The sequence below is a fragment of the Shewanella sp. WXL01 genome (assembly GCF_012263345.1).
In the GTDB taxonomy this organism is placed as follows: Bacteria; Pseudomonadota; Gammaproteobacteria; order Enterobacterales; family Shewanellaceae; genus Shewanella; species Shewanella maritima.
This window is the reverse complement of the sequence record NZ_JAAIKQ010000004.1, coordinates 28,790-50,188: the sequence shown is the minus strand read 5'-3', so window position 1 is coordinate 50,188 and position 21,399 is coordinate 28,790. Positions and strand designations below refer to the sequence as shown.

Sequence of the window (21,399 nt, the reverse complement as noted above, 5' to 3'; positions counted from 1 at the left end):
GCTTAGCTGAGCCAATTGACAATAATGAACCTATTACCTTCTGCTGTAGATAGCCTAAAACAAAAACTAAAAAGCGATGGCTAATCGCCATCGCTTTACAATTCACTGTTATCTAAAAGCAAATTTACCAGCCAGACTGCCTCGGCTTGTATTGCTTTTCAGGGTTCTTGGTTTGTCTAACCCCTGCAATACGCCAGTTTTTGCCCAATAAAATCTTCACCTGACTCAATGACTCACGGCTTAACAAACGGCGTACGCTGCCGCTCCAACTGTAATTAATGCTGAGTTTGATAGCGGCATTGGCGTCGGGCGACATATTAGCAATTTGCTTAGCAAGATTAAGCGCATGGGCGTGTGGGTCTGCAACGACTTCAGTGACTAAGCCGTGTTCTTTAGCCTCATTAGCTTCAATCACTTCAGCCAGCAGACTCAAACGCATGGCTTTATCTTTGTTCATAATTTGTCTTAGCCCGGCGAGACCTGCCATGTCAGGCACTAAGCCCCAACGCGCCTCCATAATCGACAACTTAGCATCTGGTGCAGCGATGCGAAAGTCAGCGCCTAGCGCAATTTGCGTACCGCCGCCATAACAAACGCCTTCAATTACTGCGATGACTGGAATTGGCAAGCGCTGCCAACCTATCGATACTCGTTGAGCAAGATTGGCATTTCCCGGCAGCCACTTAAACAACAGCTTAACCATTTGCATCGGCGATTTTGATACCGCTTTTATATCGATACCCGAGCAGAAGTTCGCATTACTACCAGAAAGGATCACTGCTGCCACGCCGCGCTGTTTGGCCAGTTTTTTAATGGTTTTATCAATTGCTTTAAACATCTCAAAGTTAAGCGCGTTGTACTTATCCGGGCGATTAAGCTCGACAAACGCAATGCTATCTTCAATCGTTACCTTGACAATGTTTCTCTCCATGAAATATTCCTTTACTGGTCAGTCCAGTTTTTAGACTAACACATTTGGTGTATGTAGCAATTAGTTATAACATGTCGAAATATTGTTATCTGTCATACTAATAGCTCGCAAAAGGGCTTAGAATGCAGGGTTCAAGTGCCTGACACAGGAATAATAAAACGGCTGCACACAAGGTTGTGGGTAAAAGCGGCTACAATTGATCCAAAATGTATTTTTAATTTGTAGCCTTCAGCAGTACAAAATAACTAGCAGTACTTTTGAGCAAGTAGTACAAGCCAGTGTCGTCAGAATAAATTAATTAAACCGCTCTGCTCCTAGCAATATCGGATTGATAAAAACTCAATAACTGAGTGTTTTAGCTAGTCATCATTCTCGATTTCAAACGTTTTTAGAGCGACAAGGATAACCAGTCAACATGACCATCCCAGTATTGATATGTGATGACTCGGCCTTAGCACGTAAACAAATGGCACGTACCTTACCCAAAGAATGGGATGTTGAGGTGTCATTTGCGACAAATGGTGCTGAAGGTTTAGAAGTGATCCGCGCCGGTAAAGGTGAGATTGTATTTCTCGATCTCAACATGCCAGTCATGGACGGCTACGAAGTGCTGCAAACTGTGCAGCAAGAAGATCTTCCAGCCCTGATTATCGTGGTTTCCGGCGATATCCAAATTAAAGCCCATGAGCGGGTTAAAGCGCTTGGGGCATTAGACTTTATTCAAAAACCCGTTAGTGCAGATGCCATTAGCCATATTCTGCAAGAATACGGCATCCTCACGCTTGCGCAAAAAGCCCCCGAAGATGAAAAACCATTAGTTAAAGTTGACATGCGCGATGCCTGTCAGGAAATTGCTAACGTGGCTATGGGGCGCGCGGCTGATTTATTGGCAAAACTGCTCGATGTATTCGTACTGTTACCGATCCCTAATGTTAATGTGCTCGAGGTGAGCGAGCTCACCATGGCGCTAAAGGCAACAGAAGAAAACGATACCGTCTCGGCTTTGTGTCAGGGTTTTATCGGCGCAGGCGTCGCAGGTGAAGCATTATTATTGTTCCATGACTCAAGCTTTGAAGACATGGCGAAACTGATGGGGCTGTCTAATCCTGAGAATCCAACCACTGAAATGGAAGTGATGATCGACACAGGTAATGTGCTGATCGGCGCGTTCTTAAATGGTATTTCTGAACAATTAGACATGAAGTTCAGCCAAAGCCACCCAGTGGTATTGGGCCGTCACTGCACAGTGAATGATTTAATCCACGACAACTCAGACAAATGGCAACGTACCTTAGCGATGGAAATCAACTATCGCATTGAAGATTACAACATCCAATGCGACCTGTTATTGCTATTTACTGAAGACTCAATCCCAACGCTAAATTACAAGCTTGGGTACCTACTTGATTAAGGCCGGACTATAGCGATGTCAAATGACCAAAGTGCAATGAATGAGCTGCATTGGCTAATCGATATGGTGCAAACCATTGAAGTCGGCTTAGTGGTACTCGATGCTAATTACAATATTCAGCTGTGGAATGGTTTTATGGAAAACCACAGCGGCGTGTCGCCAAACTCGATTAAAGGCAAAAACCTGTTCGAGCAATTCCCCGATCTGCCTGAAAGCTGGCTAAAGCAAAAAATGGAGTCGGTATTTTTACTTAAAAACCGCACCTTTATCAGCTGGGAACAGCGCCCGTATGTGTTTAAGTTTAAAAACTACCGCCCTATCACAGGCCGCGCAGATGCTATGTACCAAAACATCACTCTGCTGCCTCTGGCGTCACTCACAGGTAAGATTACCCATATCAGTATTATTATTTATGACGTGACTGATATTGCGATTAACAAGCTACAACTTAAAACTGCCAACGAGCAACTTGAGCAGCTAAGCCAAACAGACGGCTTAACTCAGCTACATAATCGCCGCCACTGGCAACACTGTATGGAGCGCGAGTTTGAGCGCTTTGCTCGCTATCAGGACTCAGCTACCTTAGTGATGCTCGATATCGACCACTTCAAGCAAGTGAATGATAAGTACGGCCACCCTGCCGGTGACAAAGTGATTCAAAACATCGCCCATATTCTCAAGCAGTCACTGCGTGAGACCGATTGTGCAGGCCGCTATGGCGGTGAAGAGTTTGCAATTGTGTTAGCCAAAACATCTGCAGAAGACGCGCTTAACTTTACTGAGCGTTTACGTCAGAAAATTGAAGCATCTGAGATCATTCACGACAATCGCAAAATTAGCGTAACGGTAAGCCTAGGTATTAACGAGCTAAATGATGGAGTGGTAAACACTTCTAACTGGCTATCAGGCGCTGATAAAGCACTTTATCAAGCCAAACAAGGTGGTCGTAACTGCTCACGTATTTATGTGGAAGGTAGCGACGAATAGGCGAGCACTCACATACAACACAACAAAAACGCCCCAAGCAGTTTGGGGCGTTTTTATATCTGAATCACTGTGAGTGACTAGTGTAGCTGCTCGTCTTCTTCGAACTCTTCATCACCCATGAAGTAAGTGCCCCAGCCGTCGTAATCGACTTTTTGCTTAGCTGCAAGTTCAAGTAGTTGTTTCGCCGCTTCATCAAGTAGCTCAACTTTTAGTTCATGGTGAGCAATAGCATCAAAACAGTAGATGATTGAGCCGTCTTCTAGTTCCATTTCTTCAGCGTCATTCACTTCATAACCCAGTTTAAAGGCATCAACTGCCGCCTTTTCTAAACGGTCAAAGTTAGTTGACGAAAAGTGGTGCTCGATAGTGTATTCAGCATCTGGCGCTGAGCCATCATCAAGTAGCGCGCTGACAATTTCGCGGTTTTCCGCTAGCTGCTCTTGTAGTTGACGTTCGATAGACATGAAACACTCCGTAATAAATAAACTGGCTTAAAGTGGGCAGATTATACCTTATGTCGCCGTGGCGAGTTAATGATATTTTGGACAACGTGCTGCGCCCTAAGCCCAAATAATTAAGCCGCTGAAGTTTCAGCGGCTTAATCAAAATCGTGTAGCAATATACAGCTAGCTTAAAGCACCAGCTCTAACTAAGAGAACCTAGCTGGTAGCGCCTTGCTTAGGCTGCATCATGGCTTTGGCTTCCTGATTCAAGGTAGCCAAACGCTCAGACATTTTATCGTGCACTTTTTGGCACAGCTCTTTCACATCCGCTTTATCTAAGCCTTTGGTTAAAATAGGCTGCATCATTTCAACAATCACTACGCCATTGTTCCAGCGGTTTAGGTTGATATGATTCTGGCACGAGGCAATCACCGGAATAATCGGCGCCTGTGCAGCAATAGCAGTATGGAATGCACCCACTTTGAATGGCAGTAAACCACGGCCGCGTGAACGGGTACCTTCAGGGAAAATCCACACCGACAGCAACTTATCTTTCATCTTCTTAACTGTGTTTGCCATGGTTTCAAACGCACTGTGGCGGTTTTTTCGATCAATAAGAATGTTGCCAGACAACCAGTAAATTTGTCCAAATAACGGCATCCAAGCCAAGCTTTTCTTGCCTAGACTCACGGTAGATTTTGGCACCAATCTGGTTAGTGTAAATAAATCGAAGTTGTTTTGATGATTCGCAAGGAAAATCTTTGGCTGCTTTTGCTCAACCACAGACTCAACCGTTTGCGTCGCCTCGGTATCTGAATGCTCAGTGGTTGTAGCAAAACGCTTCACCACTTTAACGCCAAGTACTGGCGCTGCGGCTGAAAACACACGAGCAATAATATGCACATTATCGCGATGCATAGGACGAATGATGCAAAGGACCATAGAAAAGATAAACGCGAGGACTAACAACAGCCCAAGGATCAGGGATCGGATAATTAGCAGCACAACATACTCCTGCAGTAGAATTGGCGACAGTATAACCACGTGAGCTTAGCGACTCAACAACAAGTTTACACCTGTACGCTGAAAAAAGCCTATCGCTGATCCCTGGCAATAGGCTATTTAGATTTACAAAAATTTAAACCAGTAAATTAACTCTTTTTACTTGAGTAACTTACCAGTAATCGGCAAATGATTGCACTGATGGCCAAACATGCAACAATAGAGGCACCACTTGGTAAATCATATTGTGCAGAAACCAACAAACCTAGGCTATAGCCAATAATACCGACCAAGTATGCCCAACCTAAGCGCCCGTTGCCTTTATATTGGTTTAGTGCCAATGCTGGCAAAATTAATGTGCTGAATACCAAGTACACACCAACGAGTTCTACCGATAAGGTAATGACGATAGCGAATAAAAAGTAAAACAGCTTGCCTTCAAGTAAGCCAGGACGCGCTATCAGCAAAGCTAAAATAGCGGCGTACACGAGCCCTGGGAACACTAATTGTGGCCAGCTCGCCCACAAAATTTGTCCGTCCATCAACTGCTTGAGTAACTCGCCACCATGTGGGTCGTTAGCAAGCAGTAACATGGCTGCCACCGCGCTCAATACATAAAAGCAACCAATAAAGGCTTCGAGCTCTTCCTCAAAGCGCCCTGATAACCATGAAATAATGCCAGCACCAGCAAATGCAAACAGTGCGGGCATCCACACATTTGCATAAGCAACTTGCTCAAGATCATGATTTATATGCGCCACAATGGCACCGACAGCAGCAATTTGGGCAATGGCTAAATCAATAAAGATGATGCCACGCTTTAATACTTGCTGCCCAAGCACCACATGGGTTGATAGTACCAATAAGCCAGCCGCAAAGGCCGGCAATAAAATACTTAAGAGCTCGAAATCTAGCACTTACTGCACCTCAAGAAGTTGAGATATAACGCTATCGTATAAACTGAACAGGTCTTTGCTTTGCTCATTACCGCCAATTGTCATAGGTAAACGCTCAACCTTAAGGTTAGCGCGCTCGCCTAGCCATTTAGCACCACGGTCACTTTGGTAAGAAGCAATAACCACCGCCATAATATCGCCTTGCTCAGCACGCTTAAGCAAACTCGCAAGATGCGAGCTGGTAGGCGCTAAACCCGGTTTTGGCTCCAAATCAGCAACCTGATCTATGCCTAACCAGTTAAACAAGTAACGATAATTGGTGTGATAAGCAATTAACTTTTTACCTTTTAACGGCGCGGCTTTAGCTTCCCATTTAGGAATAGCCTGCTTCCAACGCGCTTTAAAGTCAGCTAACGCAGCCTGATACTTAGCAGCGTTGTCAGCATCAACCTGTGCCAATTTCGCCGCAAGCGCATTGGCCACATCAACCATACGATAAGGGTCAAAATGCATATGCGGGTTACCCAGCGCATGCACATCCCCCATAGAACGGTCGACCTCATCAAGCTGATCAAGGGTCATCGTATGCTCAGCAGCATAAAACAAACCTTGTTCAGTTGAGCGAACCTTAGCGTTAGATGCCTTCATCAACAGCATTGGCAGCCAACCTACTTCTAGGTCTGCACCAGCACACACGACAAGATCGGCTTGACGCATTTTGGCGATAAGGCTCGGACGAGCCTGCACCTGATGCGGATCTTGCATCGCTGTGGTTGCCGTATAAATATCAGCATCTGGCGCTAGCTCTTTAGTCAGCGAAGCATACTCAGGCTCGCAAGCAAAAACGTTAAGCTCTGCTTGTGCCTGAGAAGAGAAGGCAATTGCAGCAGCGGCTGTGATTGCTTTTAGCTTAGAATTGATGCGCACCATGTGCTCCTAGCGTCATGTTGTATTGCAATGTGAAGATGTTGTCATCTTCAATGCCAAAGTGGTTAACACCGTCTTGCTTAGTGTACTGCAAACGGATCACTGAGAAGTGGCTTGGGTGATAAGCAACCATCACTTCAGTTTCTTTAAGCTTGAGCTTGTCTAGGTGATCTTCGTGAGCTTCATGTAGATCAACTTGGCCGTAACGTACACCAGCAGACCAGCTTGGTGAGAACTTATATACACCACTTAAGTACCAGCCAGTGTTATATGCGTCAAAGTCAACCTCATGCTCATGATGCTCTTCTTCATGCTCTTCGTGCTCGTGTTCTTCTTCATGCTCTTCATGCATGCCTTCAGCGAAAATATCAGTTACACGGAAGTACTCACCACTTAAGGTTAGGTTTTGGTACTTGTAGTTGCCATCTGGCGCCCACTTAAAGGTGAAGTCGGCAACAAACATGTTCTTACCTGTGTAAGCAGCACTGTGGCTGTGACCGTGGTCATCATGTCCATGCTCTTCATGCTCTTCATGTTCTTCATGTTCTTCTAGGTAGCTAACGCCGTTTTCGTTACGTAAGTAGCTTAAACCTAGCTGCCATGAGCTTTCTTGGCCAATGTCACCGCCAAACTTAGTGTAAGCCGTGTACACGCCAACGGTTTTAAAGTCGCGCTCGCCATGTTCATCTGCAGCGCGCATCTTGTCGCCTGCAAATGCCTCTACGCCCATAGTCCAGTATAGATCTGTTGGCGCAACATAATTTAGGCGGATACCATCATCAAAGTAGTGGTTACCTAGGAATGAGCGGTATACAACAGGGCGGTCTGTGAAGCTATCTGTGTGCTTGTGTTGGTTGTTCAAGTAACCAATGTCTGACAGGAAACGACCACCACGAACTGACAAGCCACCTGGCAATGCAAGCGTTTGAATAAAGGCTTCTTCAAGTAGCAATTCTGTTTCACCGTCGTGGTGCTCAAGAATCGCCGTCACTTTACCGTAAAAGCTATCATCAATATTAGCGCTGATAGCCAATTCAGTTTCACCTAAACCAAAGCCTTCAGCACGCTCGGCCATTGGGCGCTCGCCAGTTTGGTAGTAGCCATCTAAAACAGCGCTGATGTTAGGGTTAGATAAAGTACCAGTGTTAGCTTGTGCAGCTGTAGCAAACGCACATGACAGTGCAACAAGTGAAACGCGAGTAGTTAATGACATCTGTATCTCCAAATACAACAAGTAGTTTTGTCTTCATCAATGAGGACAAATTAATAATTATGGTTAGGCTCTTAATTCCTGAGCCTTTTATTATTAGCTGCCCGCCACAGTCAAAGCGGCAAAGCAATGGGATAAATCAATGACTAAAACTAGCCATTGAAAGGAGGGGCACGACCAAAATACGCGGTCGTTGAACTTAGAAGGGTTAAATAAACTTGTTGCTCGAGAGGCTCGAAACTTTGAGGGACAATAACAATACTTGGCGTAGCATGATGCAAAACTTGAGATAGCTGAATTGCGCTGCAGCACACTTCGCAATGGGGAGTTAACTCATCGTCATGATGGCTTTCATCATGGGCAGCAACCGCAAATGACATGCACATCACCATGGCGGTTAGCCACAATGCAATGGTTTGTCGGATAAGCGCGCTAAGTTTCATTACCGATTAGTAACAATTTGAGGTGATTTTAGTCACACATTTTAAAAGATGGCTAAACTATTGCAACCAAAAGAGTGTGACAAAATACGTTGCAACATAACAATTTGTCATTATTTAGACGATTTATTGTTACACAAGGCAATCCGCGCTTGAATTAGATATTTTTAATCTATCTTTAAGGAGTGAATTCTATACTTTACGTAAGAGTTGAGGTTGACCACAACAGAGAAACATCGCGATATTTTGATTGAGTAGACTGCCACATTTGTTGAACTGGCAAGCTGTTCAACAACGCACCATTGTTAAGGGGAGCAAGTCTATGAGCAAATTTATTAAAGACAACCTAGGCGTGATTATTACCATCGTAGGCTTAGGTATTTTAGTTTTAGGCGGCATTTATTATGTTGAAGCTGCGCTTGAAAGCCAGGTTCAGGTACTAGATTAAACCACACCATTTTCCGACTGAACGTTAGAACTCATCACCGCTAGCGTTTGGTCTCCTTCATAAAAACGGCGTTATCACCTTGTGATAACGCCGTTTTTGTTGATTCTTGCAGCATAACTTCTAAAACCAAGCTTTGATAAAAAACCGAGCTTTGCGTTAGTCGTTTGCAGCCTTTCTCGATCCATCATCGTCTTTGGCATCTTCAGTTGGAGCTTCAACCAATACCAAATGATCCATAATATGACAGCCAATCATTATGATGGCAGCAATAATCATCAGAGGGGTGGTGACTTGAGAAGTATCGTCCATCACAAAGCTGCAGATCAACGCAATGATACCACCATAAAACGCCAATAATTTCGCCAGCGTGTACCCCATATGACGCGCGAGCCATGCCTGACAATGTGGACAAGCGATATGCATTTTTAAGCCTTTACCACGATGGTCTTTTATTTCGGTAGGTAAAAACGATTTATGACAATGGCTGCATTTTAACTGCATGTCTGGCTCCAGTTTCGCCGATAGAAAATTCGCGCGAGAGTGTAGCAAAACCCGGGATGCATATACAGTTAACTGTGCTTTATGTTGCACCTAAATTCGCTAGCTCCTGCGCAATATTCGCCCTATGATAGGCGAGCATATTATTTATAGGGACATCATCATGCTAAGACCAATAATAACGTCATTGTTACTCATGGTTTGCTTTAGCATCTGCGCGCAAGTCAGTGCTAACGACAGCGCCGCTGAGCAAACACAAGTTACTGACAAGCAGCGTATTGCTCACCTTGAGCGTGCAATAGCAAACGACCTCAAAGCGCTAGGTAAAGCCAAAGGTGAAATGATTGATTTCACCGAGTACCGCATTAAAAACAAAACTTATTTACTACGAGAAGAAATCAAAACCCTCATCAACGCTGAGCCGCTTGATGTTGCCTATGTTAAACCCTTGGTGATGAGACAGTTTGAGTTTTTAGATCTCACCTCTGACTATCTGGATAATAAAATCAGTCACCTACAACAAAGCCTGGGCGGCAAAGATGACCAGAAAATCATTGATGAGCTTATCGACCGCCAGTATATGCGCGATCACTTTTTACAGGCTCAACACCAAACCATAATTTGGGCAGAAAAATTAGCCATAGATGTTAGCCAGCGCAAACAGCAATTAACCGAGCTATTAAGCCTGCGCGCAGATCGCCAAGAAAGCCTAGCAAATTACACCCAGACCCAATTAAAAGAAGCAGTAGATGATGTCGCAAACGCCGGTGCTGATGCTAGTGCAGAGCAAAAAGCCTTGGTTGTCGCCTTTAAAAACCGCCTTGCACAAAGCTCTAGCAGCCTTAGCGTAAGCGCTGAATTACTGGATAACCTAGGCCAGGACACCACACAAATCAGGCAAACCCTGTTTAATGTGTCAGGCGACATCACCAAAGACGTGTTAAATATCAGTCTAGTTTCTAGTCTGGTTAAACAATGGGGTGATGTCATTGCCACTCAAGCGATTGAACACGGCCCCGAGCTGACATTTAAAGTATTCATCTTTGTGTTGATATTAGTGTTGAGCGGCATGCTAGCAAAACTGGTTAATCGCATTGTGAGTAAAACGGTTCGCGCATCTAAGCTTAACTTTAGCCAGCTGCTACAAGACTTCTTTATCTCGCTATCTAGCAAAACCGTGTATGCATTGGGTTTATTAGTCGCCTTATCCCAACTCGGTTTCGAGTTAGGCCCATTGCTAGCCGGTTTTGGTATCGCGGGTGTAATTATTGGTTTTGCGCTGCAAGATACGTTATCTAATTTTGCCTCCGGCATGATGATCTTAATCTACCGCCCTTATGATGTCGGCGATTTGATTAACGCTGCAGGTGTAACTGGTAAGGTTAGCCACATGAGCCTGGTTTCAACCACCATTAAGACCTTAGATAACCAAAGATTGATCATCCCGAATAATAAGATTTGGGGCGACACCATCAACAATATTACTGTTGAGCGTCTGCGCCGCGTTGATATGGTATTTGGCATTAGCTACAGCGACAACATAGAACACGCTGAAGAAGTACTAAAGGACATCGTCAGCAAGCATGAGTTAGTCTGCGCTGAACCTGAGCCTATGGTGAAACTGCACACCTTAAACTCATCTTCGGTGGACTTTGTTGTGCGCCCATGGGTAAAGCCTGCGGATTACTGGGAAGTATATTGGGACATCACTCGCTCAGTGAAACTGCGCTTTGATGAAGAAGGCATTAGCATTCCGTTTCCACAGCGCGATGTGCATGTGTATCAAACTGCAGAAGAATAATCACCAGCACCCAGTAAAAACTGCGAAAACAAAAAGCCAGCAAGTGATTAAGCTTGCTGGCTTTTTAATATGTTCTAACAGTGTTTAAGCTAGTGCGATAAATCCGACAAAGGTAATCGCCGCTGCAATTAGGGTATAAGGCAATTGCGTTACCGCGTGGCTCACCAAGTTACAACCTGCACCTTGCGCCGCCAGTACCGTAGAGTCTGAGTAGAAACAAGCCTGACTACCAAAAGATGATGCTGACAATAACGCGCCAATAACCAGTGGTGTGTCTGCGCCTACCGCATGTGATAAAGGCATCACAATCGGGATTGATACCGCAAAAATTCCCCAACTAGAGCCTGTGGCAAACGCCAAAATCGCCATCGCTACAAACACCACAGCAGGTAACAGTTGTGCTGTCATATATGGGCTTAAGCTATCAATCACGAATTGCGGCAATAGCAACTTGTCGCACACATCTTTAAAGATAAACGCTGCCACCACAGTACCAATTGCCGGCAACATACTTTTAAAGCCGTCGATCATTTGGTCCATCATTTCAGACAATGGCATCAAACGCTGCACCGCATAATATGGAATGGTTAAGCCCATGGTGGCAATCAAACCGAGCCATACATCGATATCAAAATACACGGTAAAGCCAATCAGCATTAAAATCGGCACTAAAAAGTTATGCAATTTGCCCTGACGTTCAGCGCCAGCAAACTCATCTTCAATGGCCTTAACTGCATAGTCATCTGCCGTGCTAACGTCACTATCTTGCTCAACCGGAATATTATTGCCAGCTTGCGCTCGCTGCTGCGCCTTTTTCATCGGCCCAAATACAGGGATGATACCTAAGACAACCAAAGGCACCATAAACACTGCAACCCAAGCATAAAGCATGTAAGGAATAGCCTGCATATAAGCGCTTATCCCCTGCCCCTGCTCAGCGATTCCGTTGTCCACCAGCAAGCCACCAAAAAACACAGCCCAAGTAGAAAGTGGCACCAGCACACAAATTGGCGCAGCCGTTGAGTCAACTACATAGGCGAGCATTTCACGGGAGATTTTAAACTTGTCTGTCACCCGCTTCATGGTTTCACCCACGGTAAGCGCATTTAGGTAATCATCGATAAAAATCGCTACACCTAATACATAGGTCATTAGCAGTGATGACTTAGGCCCTTTGGCAACTCTAAGTGCATGCTTACCAAATGAAAATGCGCCGCCGGTGCGCACTAATAACGCAATGAGTGCTCCGAACGTACCACAAACCAAAATCAACCAACCTATGGTTTCATCGGCCATCACACTAAGCGAAATGTCAGAAAAATTGGTTAACACCTCACCTGGCGATAACAAAAGTAAGCCAACAACTGCACCAATGATCAGTGACAAAATAGGTCGCCTTAATGTCACTGCCAGTAACAACACCACCACAGGTGGAATAAGGCTAATGGAAGATGGCTCTGCCATTGATATTTATCCTTATTGTTTTAACGGACAGCTTACCTTTCAAGTGTTAATTGGCAGCAAAGAGCAGCAGTCCATATTGAGTATATAAATGTCGGTAAAGCGAAGTTAAAACCGACTAAAAATTAGGGGTTAAATTAAAGCTGAAAATTAATGTTGAATCGCACGCGAGTCAATAAAATTTTGTCCAACTTGAGCAAAAAATTTAACGCATGTGATTAGTTTGCTTATTCAGCAATTGTGAATAAACTTGCAGCGACTTCAAAAATCGGCCATAAAAAAGCCCGAAGTTAACTTCGGGCTTTAAAACTATTAACTAATCAGTCGTAATTACTAATCGTTCAAATATTTAAGCTCACCTTTAAGGTGTGGACGACGGCCTTTAGCATCGCGCATCTCAAAACACTTACCGCCTTCAATGCTTTCAAAAGCAAACGTCACCTCAGATGGCATAAATACCGGTAGCTTAAACTCAACGTCTAAGGTGAATGGCTTGTCACCAACAAACTGCATCAAATGCGCCATTGAGCGAGCCTTAGACCACATGCCATGAGCCAGCACTTTTTCAAAACCAAAGCGCTTTGACAATACTGGGTGTAAATGGATTAAGTTGTAATCGCCCGACGCTTTTGCGTATTGGCGACCTAAATCTTCAGACAATTGCCATTGCTGCACATTTTCCCACGCCATAGCTGAGGCTCTCGGCGGGCGAGTACGCTTTTTACCTTCAATACGGTATAAGTAAGTCGAAAGCGCCTGCCACACTAGCTCATCACCCGCATATACCTTAGACACTAAATCGAACTCTAACCCTGAATCTGTGGTGCGCGACTCAGTTAACTCACACTGCACGGTAAGTTTTTCATCAAGCTTCACCGGACGATGCACAGTAATACTGTTTTTAAGATGGATCATTCCGATCAGCGGAAAGGTAATCGCCTTATGGGTGAAAATGGTCGCATGCAGACGAAACGCCAATACATAAAGATAAGTTGGCGGAATAATTTGCCCATCAAAATCAAACTCACACACCTTAGCGTAAAGCTTGACTTTCTCAGCCGACAACGCCACTTCTGGCGCTTTGACCACCAAGGTTGGCAATGGCTGTTGATCCCAGCCAGGCTTACGACTAAAAAAGATCTTGCGATACAAAGTAAACAAAGATGGCATCGATTTTAATGCGATAGAAAAGTCGTGACTCAATGTATTACACCTATCCAATTCCACGAGGGCAAAAAGTAAATTAGCGCGCCATTATACCCGAGAGGATAAAATCGGTCTAACTCAGCTTAAACTCAATATAACTCGCTAACTAAACCCAGCTAAAACGTTGTTTTTACTAGCGCATTGAAAATCGAGTGTTTTATCAACATAAGATGACATCAACATCAGCTCAGATAAATCCATCCCACACTTGGGCTTTAATCGGCTAAATGCGACAATAGCGCCCTAATTTATAAGCAGCATATCGACAGTAATGAGCGCGCAAGACCAAAACTTTGACAAGTTCACCCAAAAATTCACCAAGAATATCTATGGCACAACTAAAGGCGAGATCCGCGCTGCTGTGCTGTGGCGCGACCTGATCCCTGCAATTGAATCACTCAGCAAGCCTAAACTACGTATTCTTGATGCTGGCGGCGGCTTTGGTTATCTCAGTCAAAAGCTCGCCAAGTTAGGTCATGAAATTGTGCTGTGTGACATTTCTGAAAACATGCTTGAACAAGCAAAAGCGCAAATCGCCGCATCCGATAGCCAACTTGATATCACGTTAGTGCATAGCGCGATTCAAGATTTATCAGTCGCTGAGCTTGGGCAATTTGACTTAGTCATGTGCCACGCAGTAGCCGAGTGGCTGCAAGATGCCCAGGCGACACTTGATGGTTTAAGGCAGTTCATCAAACCCAATGGTTTGTTCTCGCTGATGTTCTACAACAAAGAAGCACTAAGATTTCACAGTCTAGTTTCAGGTAACCTCGACTATGTCGCCAAAGGGCTAAAGGTGAAAAAGAAGATCGGCCTGACACCCAACTACCCGCTATACATAAACGACGTACGCCAATGGTTTAACGACTGGCAAATGGAGCTAGTATGTCAATCAGGGGTGCGAGTGATTAACGACTACCTCAAACAAAGCCTGCCGGTGAACTTTGACAAAAATCAGCTAATTGAAATGGAGCTGAAATACTCGCAACGCGAGCCTTACCTGTCACTAGGCCGATACGTACACTTTATTGCGCGCTGAGTTAGTTAAACTGGCTCAAGTGTACGCGTAAAATAATTACTTTACGCGCACACTTGGTTGCTAAGCCGCCTGAGTGGCGGCTGACGCAGGACGAAAAACTACAGCTTCAAAAAGCGCTTTATAAGCCACCTGGGTGGCGGCTAACTATTCGCATCTATCGATGCTTAAACATAAAGATTTCTAAGCGGCCTGGGTGGCAGCTAAAAAAAAAGCAAAAGCAAAGAAGTAGAAACGCCAGACTTTCTAAGCAGCCTGAGGGGCGGCTAACAAGTTTGTTGTACTTGCACATAAATCCCTGTTTTTCTAAGCCATCTAGGTGGCGGCTGACTTTATGTTGCAAGCCGCGTATGTGGCAGATTATTTCTAAGCAGCCTGGGTGGCAGCTAACCTAAAAGATGTCTAGCAGGGCGAAAAGCTACATTTCTAAGCCGCCTAGATGGCGGCTAACCCGGTATTAATGAAATCGACAACATTCCAAAATTTCTAAGCGGCCTGGGTGGCGGCTAACAACGAATTAAATGCGCCACAAAGCCATTGCTCTTTCTAAGCGGCCTGGGTGGCGGCTAACACTAGCTCTCTATCGAGGCAAAATCGAACAGATTTCTAAGCGGCCTGGGTGGCGGCTAACGCGAAAAAAGCGTTAATAATAGCGTTTTGCAATTTCTAAGCGGCCTGGGTGGCGGCTAACATACAGTGACGCTTTTAGAATTGCTTGTTGACTTTCTAAGCGGCCTGGGTGGCGGCTAACTGTTGGAGGTACTTTTCATGTCTAATCATGGTGTTTCTAAGCAGCCTGGGTGGCGGCTAACAAGCAGGCTACAAGGTCACGTTATTATACAGCTTTCTAAGCGGCCTGGGTGGCGGCTAACAATATCAGCACCTTCGGCGCCGTAACCTGCTTTTTCTAAGCGGCCTGGGTGGCGGCTAACAAACTTAGAATTGAATTGGTACTCCGTGGTATTTTCTAAGCGGCCTGGGTGGCGGCTAACTTACCTTAGCGCAACTGCAAGCGCTTGATGCTTTTTTAAGCGGCCTGGGTGGCGGCTAACTTCGATCTCAGATGGATGTTTTAGACTCACTGTTTCTAAGCGGCCTGGGTGGCGGCTAACATTAGTTATCGTATCTAAATATCCTTTACTGGTTTCTAAGCGGCCTGGGTGGCGGCTAACAGCACTACCTAGAAGCCTGCGACAACATACTATTTCTAAGCGGCCTGGGTGGCGGCTAACTAGCAAGCAATGATGAAGCACACCACCGTAAATTTCTAAGCGGCCTGGGTGGCGGCTAACGTATTGCACCAGCTTAATGACTTGAAAGACAATTTCTAAGCGGCCTGGGTGGCGGCTAACTCTAAAACCCGCCACGGTCGCCCAACTAGCAATTTCTAAGCGGCCTGGGTGGCGGCTAACTAAAAAGATAGTCGTAGACTGCTAAGGCGCATTTTCTAAGCGGCCTGGGTGGCGGCTAACGTCAGAAAGTCTATAGGTAAAGACAGGATAATTTTCTAAGCGGCCTGGGTGGCGGCTAACCTCATATTGAGTACGAGAAAAACTCAGTTAGTTTTCTAAGCGGCCTGGGTGGCGGCTAACCCGTCAACATCTTCTTGATACTCAGCTGTCATTTTCTAAGCGGCCTGGGTGGCGGCTAACATTTCACCATCGCCAGTTGAATCGTAACTATATTTCTAAGCGGCCTGGGTGGCGGCTAACCTATTCAGAATGGGCGACACTTGGCGGTTGTTTTTCTAAGCGGCCTGGGTGGCGGCTAACTTCGTCACCAAAGCACGAATTTTCAAGGTCAATTTCTAAGCGGCCTGGGTGGCGGCTAACTGAAAACGTTGTTCACTTCGCCGCAGCCATCGTTTCTAAGCGGCCTGGGTGGCGGCTAACTTGGTTACAGGCTTTTTTGTTGCCAGTTTATATTTCTAAGCGGCCTGGGTGGCGGCTAACATGTGCTACACCGCCGACCAAAAAGCGGTGCTTTTCTAAGCGGCCTGGGTGGCGGCTAACATTGGGTCGTAGTACATAGCCGAGATATGGTCTTTCTAAGCGGCCTGGGTGGCGGCTAACCCAACATTGAACACCAAGGCCAAAGCCATGCTTTTCTAAGCGGCCTGGGTGGCGGCTAACCTTAGACGCCCGTATGGGCAGACCATGTTTTGTTTCTAAGCGGCCTGGGTGGCGGCTAACACCAAAAAGCGGTGTTGGCTTCATTTTCATCTTTTCTAAGCGGCCTGGGTGGCGGCTAACTTGTGCGAAGTCATTTCCAACCCTGCCGATTTTTTCTAAGCGGCCTGGGTGGCGGCTAACACAACGTGTCGATGGATGACATGGGTTCGTTGTTTCTAAGCGGCCTGGGTGGCGGCTAACATAATGATGCTGGCCGCTTTGCTCTCGTTACGTTTCTAAGCGGCCTGGGTGGCGGCTAACGCTTGCGCATAACGTTCCGCAGTGACGAGTCTTTTCTAAGCGGCCTGGGTGGCGGCTAACTACACCCAGCTGAGCAGCTCCATTTTTTGTATGTTTCTAAGCGGCCTGGGTGGCGGCTAACATCGACCACGATAGTCAGTAAAACGCGGGATTTTTCTAAGCGGCCTGGGTGGCGGCTAACAAGGTGGAAAAGCGGCATAGTGAATGCCAAATTTTCTAAGCGGCCTGGGTGGCGGCTAACAATAAAATTCTAACACGAAAATAGGCTATATCGGCGGTTTTAGGCAAAAAACCAAGTTTTCACCATATAAAAAGCACACCAATATAACCTATTGTTTTTATTTGCAAATTATTAAAGAGCAAAAAATAAGGTCAAAAAGGGTTAAAAATGTGGAACCGTTGCGTTTTGTCCGCCATTCACATTTTTTGCACTTAGCCCGTAACAGTCAAAAACACCTGATTGCTGCTGTTTAGTCGACTTCAACTCAATAAAAAGTGGGAATTTACTTTTCGCATTTGGTGAACGCTGTTTAGTTTCCTGACTATGCAAAAATATAAATGGCAGTTCTCGTTTAACATCGGGCTTTGTTTTTTCAAGCACTGCAATACATTGCTCGATTGATTCCCCCGTATGCTTAGCCCTAAGTCTCACTTTATCTTGCATGTCTTTCTCAATACGCGCGGCACTTTTCACCGATTTACGAACAAAACTGACATACTGTGTTTCATCAGGAACCGCTTTGATTGCTTTTATATGCGCATAATCTTCTAGGCGAGATAACCACTTGGTTATGTTTAGCTTTTCAAGATCTTGTTCACTTTCAGCAAATAGTCGAAGCTTACTGCCCAGCGGAAATTTCGCTTTGCGATATTGAGGAAAACCAACCGCTACACTTGAGGTATTATCAGCATTTTTGTTGTCTACAAGCGCGATATGCACCTGTTGAAAAACCTTTTGCCAAATAAAGCCTAAAGATATTTCAGCATCGGGCAGTAAGGTGATTTCTTGATAGTAATTCATAGCTCCGCCTACTTATCACTTTCACCAAATACACCACCTCTGATAAGAACAGCGGCAACATAATGCTCATCTTCAGCACGCTCTAATTCAGTACCTCGTGCCCATTTATCAAAGAATGAATAAAAATCTTGCTTATCTTTAGGCGTACGGAACGCTTTACCTAAGTTGGTAACTGCACCGTAAGGTTCAATCGCAATCGCTCCTGCACTAGCTTGTTCGTCAGCATATTCTGGATACCAAGTATCAATCGAGCGCAGCGCGTTACCGACTTTTTGCGAGTGCATAGCGGCATTATCGTTTACGGCATATAAAATCTTACTTTTGTTTCCTTTGCCTTTATCAAGTACTAACTCTTCACTTGGATAAACCTCTTGCGCCAAGCCTACTTTGGCAAAGCAGTTAATTTCTAGCATTAAGAAATCTGAATCACTCGCTAACGCCTGAGCGATTCGCTCTGCTAGGCTATCGAGCTGCTGATCGTTGTGATCAAAGTGCTTAGTAGAGAATTGCGTTGCATCGAATGTCCAACTTTGCTCATTATCTTTATTGTGCGCCTTCACCTGTACTTCAATCTCTTCTGCGCCAACACGGTTACGCCACAAGAAACGGGCATTAGCTAAGTTAGTGGCATAACGCTTTGCCAGTTCTTTAAAGCCATATTTTTCACCATAAGCTTTTACCGCCGCGCTATAACTTTGTTTGAACAGTACGTTATTACAAGCAGACGGCTGAGCTAAGCCACCTAATACTTTTAAGGTAAATTTTAACTTTAACGTATCCTGATGTGGCTCTAGCGCACATGCATCAACGGTTTGTAAGTTAGCTTTTTCAACCTCTGCGTTAAGCTTAGCGGGGTCTTTTTGAATAGCCGCTTTAAGGCGGTTAGAAATGGTGCCACGCAAGGATTTTTCATTGAGGATTAATGCAGTTTGCTCGTCACGGTTATCCCAGTTAGTACCAAACATATAGCCGTCTGATGGTACCAATTTCTTCTCAAATGCTAGTACTGATGCTGTGTCTTGATTTTTAGCCATGTGATTATTCCTTTTAAAATTTTATCGTTATCTAATTTCGTATTTATTTGTTTTCAAAAACTTATTCATCAGTCAATGAACTAGCTTGCTGACAAAGATAAAGTTTGTTTTCTGAGTCAGGAAAGTAATGCCAAAGCAATGCATCTAAAGATGCAATCTTATGCGCCATAACAAACTCGCCAAGCGTTACAACGCTTTCTGCAAAACGATGTGGAGTATCAGGGTCTCGTTGATTTTTTGCGCTGCCTAATTCAGATATGCCTTGAAAGCCTGTCGCTATCGGCACAATCCAGCCCGATGCTTTTCGCTCGGTATGCCAGCTAACATCACCATTTTCGTCTTGCTGGCAGCTATGATTAACGGTTAAGTAACTGAGCATGGCATCTAGTGCATCTTTGCCGTCACTCATCGCTTCAATCATCAGATCTCGGCGTTCGATTAATGCATAACCTGGCATTAAGCTATTCAATAAAGTCTGTTGTTCGTGCGGCTCATTTACCCACTTTATAAAAGGCGTTTTAAAACTAAGAATATCGCCGCCAGCCAATTTCATAGTTGACAGCAACTTGGTGGCAACTTCGATAAACGCTAAGCGATTTTCTTGGGTAACTTGTTTGCCATCATCCTCATAGTTAATCACTAACGACGCTTCTAAATGGCAACGCCCTTCTTCAATAAAGGCTGAGCGTGAACCGTCCTTATCTAACGGGTTTGCGGTGCCAATAATTGAATGAACAAAGTCGCCCTCACCTTTATGGGTTTGCAAATTAAAATCGTGGCTGATCACGCCAACGCTATCGAGAATCAAGCCTTGATAACCTTTTTGGTTTAATTTGCGCTCTAACGCATGAACAAAGCCAAGCCATGCGGTCATTGCGGGGAAGCCAATGGTAAAAGGACTAGAAAGCGCATTGGCGTTATGCACTTTTAATCGTGGTAAAACTAGTACATTCATCGCAGCGCCTCCTTATTGTTAATTACCGTTTTTTCTATCTGAAATAATTCTTCATCGGCGAGCACAAAAGCCTTGTCACCGATGACTTTTTGATAGCCTTGACTCAATGAGCGAGCAATATCTCGTACAACAACCTCTAGCCACTCATCTTGCATCTGACGCTGCTCTTCAAACTCGGGATACAGCCAGGTTTTATGTTCGGCTTTTAAATGCTCGGATGGCTGACCTTGATAATCGACTAAGAAGTTGCGCACTTGCCACATTTTCAGGATGACCGCATCAACATAAGCTTGATAACGCGTGTCTAACCCTTGGCGTATATCGAATGTTTTTCGCTCAATACAGAAAATTCGGTGTAAGCCTGCAAAAGCCTCTTTTTGCAACCACGGGGTAAAGGTGTCTTTGAAGAAGTTTGTTTTTGGTAGGCGAACTGAACGTGGCTTTAAATTGGGTGGAACAGAAGCCAGTAAATGGGCTTTACCCGCATTTTGGTTATTCAGTACACTAATATTTTGCGGCTTGGTGCCACCATAACCAATAGTGGTTAAACCATAGATTTCGCTATAGCCGTTGTCATGAAGTTCGTTGTTTTTACGCGCTTGTCTTGCCGCTTTCACTTCATCAGAAAAGCGCAGTTTATCTAAGCGCTTACGTTGTTCAAATAAATGACCTGAGTGAGTTAACACGGAAAGCAAATGGTATTCTCCCTCGGCAACAGGAAAATATACTTGCTTGATTTTAGAGCTAGAAACTATATCACTACTTGATGCGACCATAGCTAAGAAGCCTGCCCTAAGCTCTTTAGCATCGGTATCACCTTGCATTAACAAGTCATTGGCTAACTCTGTTTGCTGTTCAATATGCGACAGCAAACTGTTGCCATCGTCCATTTTCAGCATCAGAAATTTGTAAACATCTAACGCAGCGGCATTGCCAAGTGCATCAGCTTCAACGGCTAAATTTCCCGAGCGTAAAAAGCCATCATTCGCTTGCGGGGCTTGCGCTATCACAGATGTGACATAACCATTTTTATTTTTACGCGCACTTGGGTGACTAAAAGTGCAAGGGTGAGTGGCAATAGAGATCTGCCCAGCTCTTTTAGCTGCATTGGGCAGCCAAAGATTTAGCGCAAACAACTCGTCACACTCGATTGATAAAGCTTTTTGCTGTTGATCGTCCATAGACGCTTTAATATTCTTCTTGAGCCAAGCAGCCTTGCGCTCATCAAAGAAATTTTTTATTGCAGGATCTAGCATCTTA

Annotated in this window: 19 protein-coding genes and 1 CRISPR repeat array; of the genes, 5 read left to right on the top strand and 14 right to left on the bottom strand. The window is 44.8% G+C overall.

From position 1 onward, the window contains the following. Positions 1-124: 124 nt before the first annotated feature. Complete coding sequence (locus G3R49_RS11690; protein WP_167869787.1) at positions 125-931, bottom strand: crotonase/enoyl-CoA hydratase family protein; 807 nt, start codon at positions 929-931, stop codon at positions 125-127. A gap of 415 nt (positions 932-1,346) precedes the next feature. Here G3R49_RS11690 and G3R49_RS11685 point away from each other — a divergent pair, with 415 nt between their 5' ends. Then, positions 1,347-2,342 (top strand): response regulator, encoded by a 996-nt coding sequence (locus tag G3R49_RS11685; RefSeq protein ID WP_130600731.1) that lies wholly within the window; start codon positions 1,347-1,349, stop codon positions 2,340-2,342. Positions 2,343-2,357: 15 nt separating this feature from the next. After that, complete coding sequence (locus G3R49_RS11680) at positions 2,358-3,329, top strand: sensor domain-containing diguanylate cyclase (protein WP_167869786.1); 972 nt, start codon at positions 2,358-2,360, stop codon at positions 3,327-3,329. Between the two features lie 77 nt (positions 3,330-3,406). Here the strand turns inward: G3R49_RS11680 and rraB are convergent, their stop codons facing one another. The 6 genes from rraB to G3R49_RS11650 form a co-directional block, all read right to left on the bottom strand. Then, positions 3,407-3,793 (bottom strand): ribonuclease E inhibitor RraB, encoded by a 387-nt coding sequence (gene rraB / locus G3R49_RS11675; RefSeq protein WP_130600727.1) that lies wholly within the window; start codon positions 3,791-3,793, stop codon positions 3,407-3,409. Between the two features lie 195 nt (positions 3,794-3,988). Further along, complete coding sequence (locus tag G3R49_RS11670; RefSeq protein WP_167869785.1) at positions 3,989-4,777, bottom strand: 1-acylglycerol-3-phosphate O-acyltransferase; 789 nt, start codon at positions 4,775-4,777, stop codon at positions 3,989-3,991. A 146-nt stretch (positions 4,778-4,923) separates the two neighbouring features. After that, complete coding sequence (locus tag G3R49_RS11665; RefSeq protein WP_167869784.1) at positions 4,924-5,691, bottom strand: metal ABC transporter permease; 768 nt, start codon at positions 5,689-5,691, stop codon at positions 4,924-4,926. After that, positions 5,692-6,597, bottom strand: a complete 906-nt coding sequence (locus tag G3R49_RS11660; RefSeq protein WP_167869931.1) for a metal ABC transporter solute-binding protein, Zn/Mn family — start codon at positions 6,595-6,597, stop codon at positions 5,692-5,694. Further along, positions 6,581-7,810 (bottom strand): hypothetical protein, encoded by a 1,230-nt coding sequence (locus tag G3R49_RS11655; RefSeq protein ID WP_167869783.1) that lies wholly within the window; start codon positions 7,808-7,810, stop codon positions 6,581-6,583. Before G3R49_RS11655 ends, G3R49_RS11660 begins: the two co-directional genes overlap by 17 nt. 149 nt (positions 7,811-7,959) lie before the next feature. Beyond that, positions 7,960-8,250 (bottom strand): hypothetical protein, encoded by a 291-nt coding sequence (locus G3R49_RS11650; protein WP_167869782.1) that lies wholly within the window; start codon positions 8,248-8,250, stop codon positions 7,960-7,962. Positions 8,251-8,569: 319 nt separating this feature from the next. On the opposite strand from G3R49_RS11650, the gene G3R49_RS20240 reads away from it, so the two are divergent. After that, positions 8,570-8,695, top strand: coding sequence for a hypothetical protein (locus G3R49_RS20240; protein WP_278044714.1), 126 nt, complete (start codon positions 8,570-8,572; stop codon positions 8,693-8,695). A gap of 156 nt (positions 8,696-8,851) precedes the next feature. Here G3R49_RS20240 and G3R49_RS11645 read toward each other — a convergent pair whose 3' ends face one another. Further along, entirely contained in the window at positions 8,852-9,196 is a 345-nt protein-coding gene (locus G3R49_RS11645) for a hypothetical protein (protein ID WP_167869781.1), read from the bottom strand. A gap of 160 nt (positions 9,197-9,356) precedes the next feature. Here G3R49_RS11645 and G3R49_RS11640 point away from each other — a divergent pair, with 160 nt between their 5' ends. Beyond that, complete coding sequence (locus tag G3R49_RS11640; RefSeq protein ID WP_167869780.1) at positions 9,357-10,994, top strand: mechanosensitive ion channel family protein; 1,638 nt, start codon at positions 9,357-9,359, stop codon at positions 10,992-10,994. A gap of 84 nt (positions 10,995-11,078) precedes the next feature. On the opposite strand, the gene G3R49_RS11635 is transcribed toward G3R49_RS11640, so the two are convergent. Together G3R49_RS11635 and G3R49_RS11630 are read right to left on the bottom strand one after the other, a co-directional pair. Then, a complete protein-coding gene (locus tag G3R49_RS11635) occupies positions 11,079-12,458 on the bottom strand; it encodes a Na+/H+ antiporter NhaC family protein (protein WP_130600711.1) in 1,380 nt (459 codons plus the stop codon). 330 nt (positions 12,459-12,788) lie between these two features. Further along, positions 12,789-13,625, bottom strand: coding sequence for a MaoC/PaaZ C-terminal domain-containing protein (locus G3R49_RS11630; protein ID WP_210147210.1), 837 nt, complete (start codon positions 13,623-13,625; stop codon positions 12,789-12,791). A 307-nt stretch (positions 13,626-13,932) separates the two neighbouring features. On the opposite strand from G3R49_RS11630, the gene G3R49_RS11625 reads away from it, so the two are divergent. Next, entirely contained in the window at positions 13,933-14,700 is a 768-nt protein-coding gene (locus G3R49_RS11625; RefSeq protein ID WP_167869778.1) for a methyltransferase domain-containing protein, read from the top strand. A gap of 57 nt (positions 14,701-14,757) precedes the next feature. After that, positions 14,758-17,370: direct repeats of the CRISPR family, unit length 28 nt; unit sequence TTTCTAAGCGGCCTGGGTGGCGGCTAAC. 141 nt (positions 17,371-17,511) lie between these two features. Here G3R49_RS11625 and cas6f read toward each other — a convergent pair. The 4 genes from cas6f to csy1 all read right to left on the bottom strand — a co-directional run bounded on the left by cas6f (position 17,512) and on the right by csy1 (position 21,395). Then, positions 17,512-18,150: a type I-F CRISPR-associated endoribonuclease Cas6/Csy4 gene (cas6f, locus tag G3R49_RS11620; RefSeq protein WP_167869777.1), complete on the bottom strand. Its 639-nt coding sequence runs from the start codon at positions 18,148-18,150 to the stop codon at positions 17,512-17,514. 8 nt (positions 18,151-18,158) lie between these two features. Further along, positions 18,159-19,184, bottom strand: coding sequence for a type I-F CRISPR-associated protein Csy3 (gene csy3 / locus G3R49_RS11615; protein WP_167869776.1), 1,026 nt, complete (start codon positions 19,182-19,184; stop codon positions 18,159-18,161). A 61-nt stretch (positions 19,185-19,245) separates the two neighbouring features. Continuing rightward, positions 19,246-20,139 carry a type I-F CRISPR-associated protein Csy2 gene (csy2, locus tag G3R49_RS11610; protein WP_167869775.1) on the bottom strand — a complete coding sequence of 298 codons (894 nt, stop codon included), beginning with the start codon at positions 20,137-20,139 and terminating at the stop codon, positions 19,246-19,248. Beyond that, positions 20,136-21,395 (bottom strand): type I-F CRISPR-associated protein Csy1, encoded by a 1,260-nt coding sequence (gene csy1, locus G3R49_RS11605; protein ID WP_167869774.1) that lies wholly within the window; start codon positions 21,393-21,395, stop codon positions 20,136-20,138. Before csy1 ends, csy2 begins: the two co-directional genes overlap by 4 nt. Positions 21,396-21,399 lie beyond the last annotated feature (4 nt).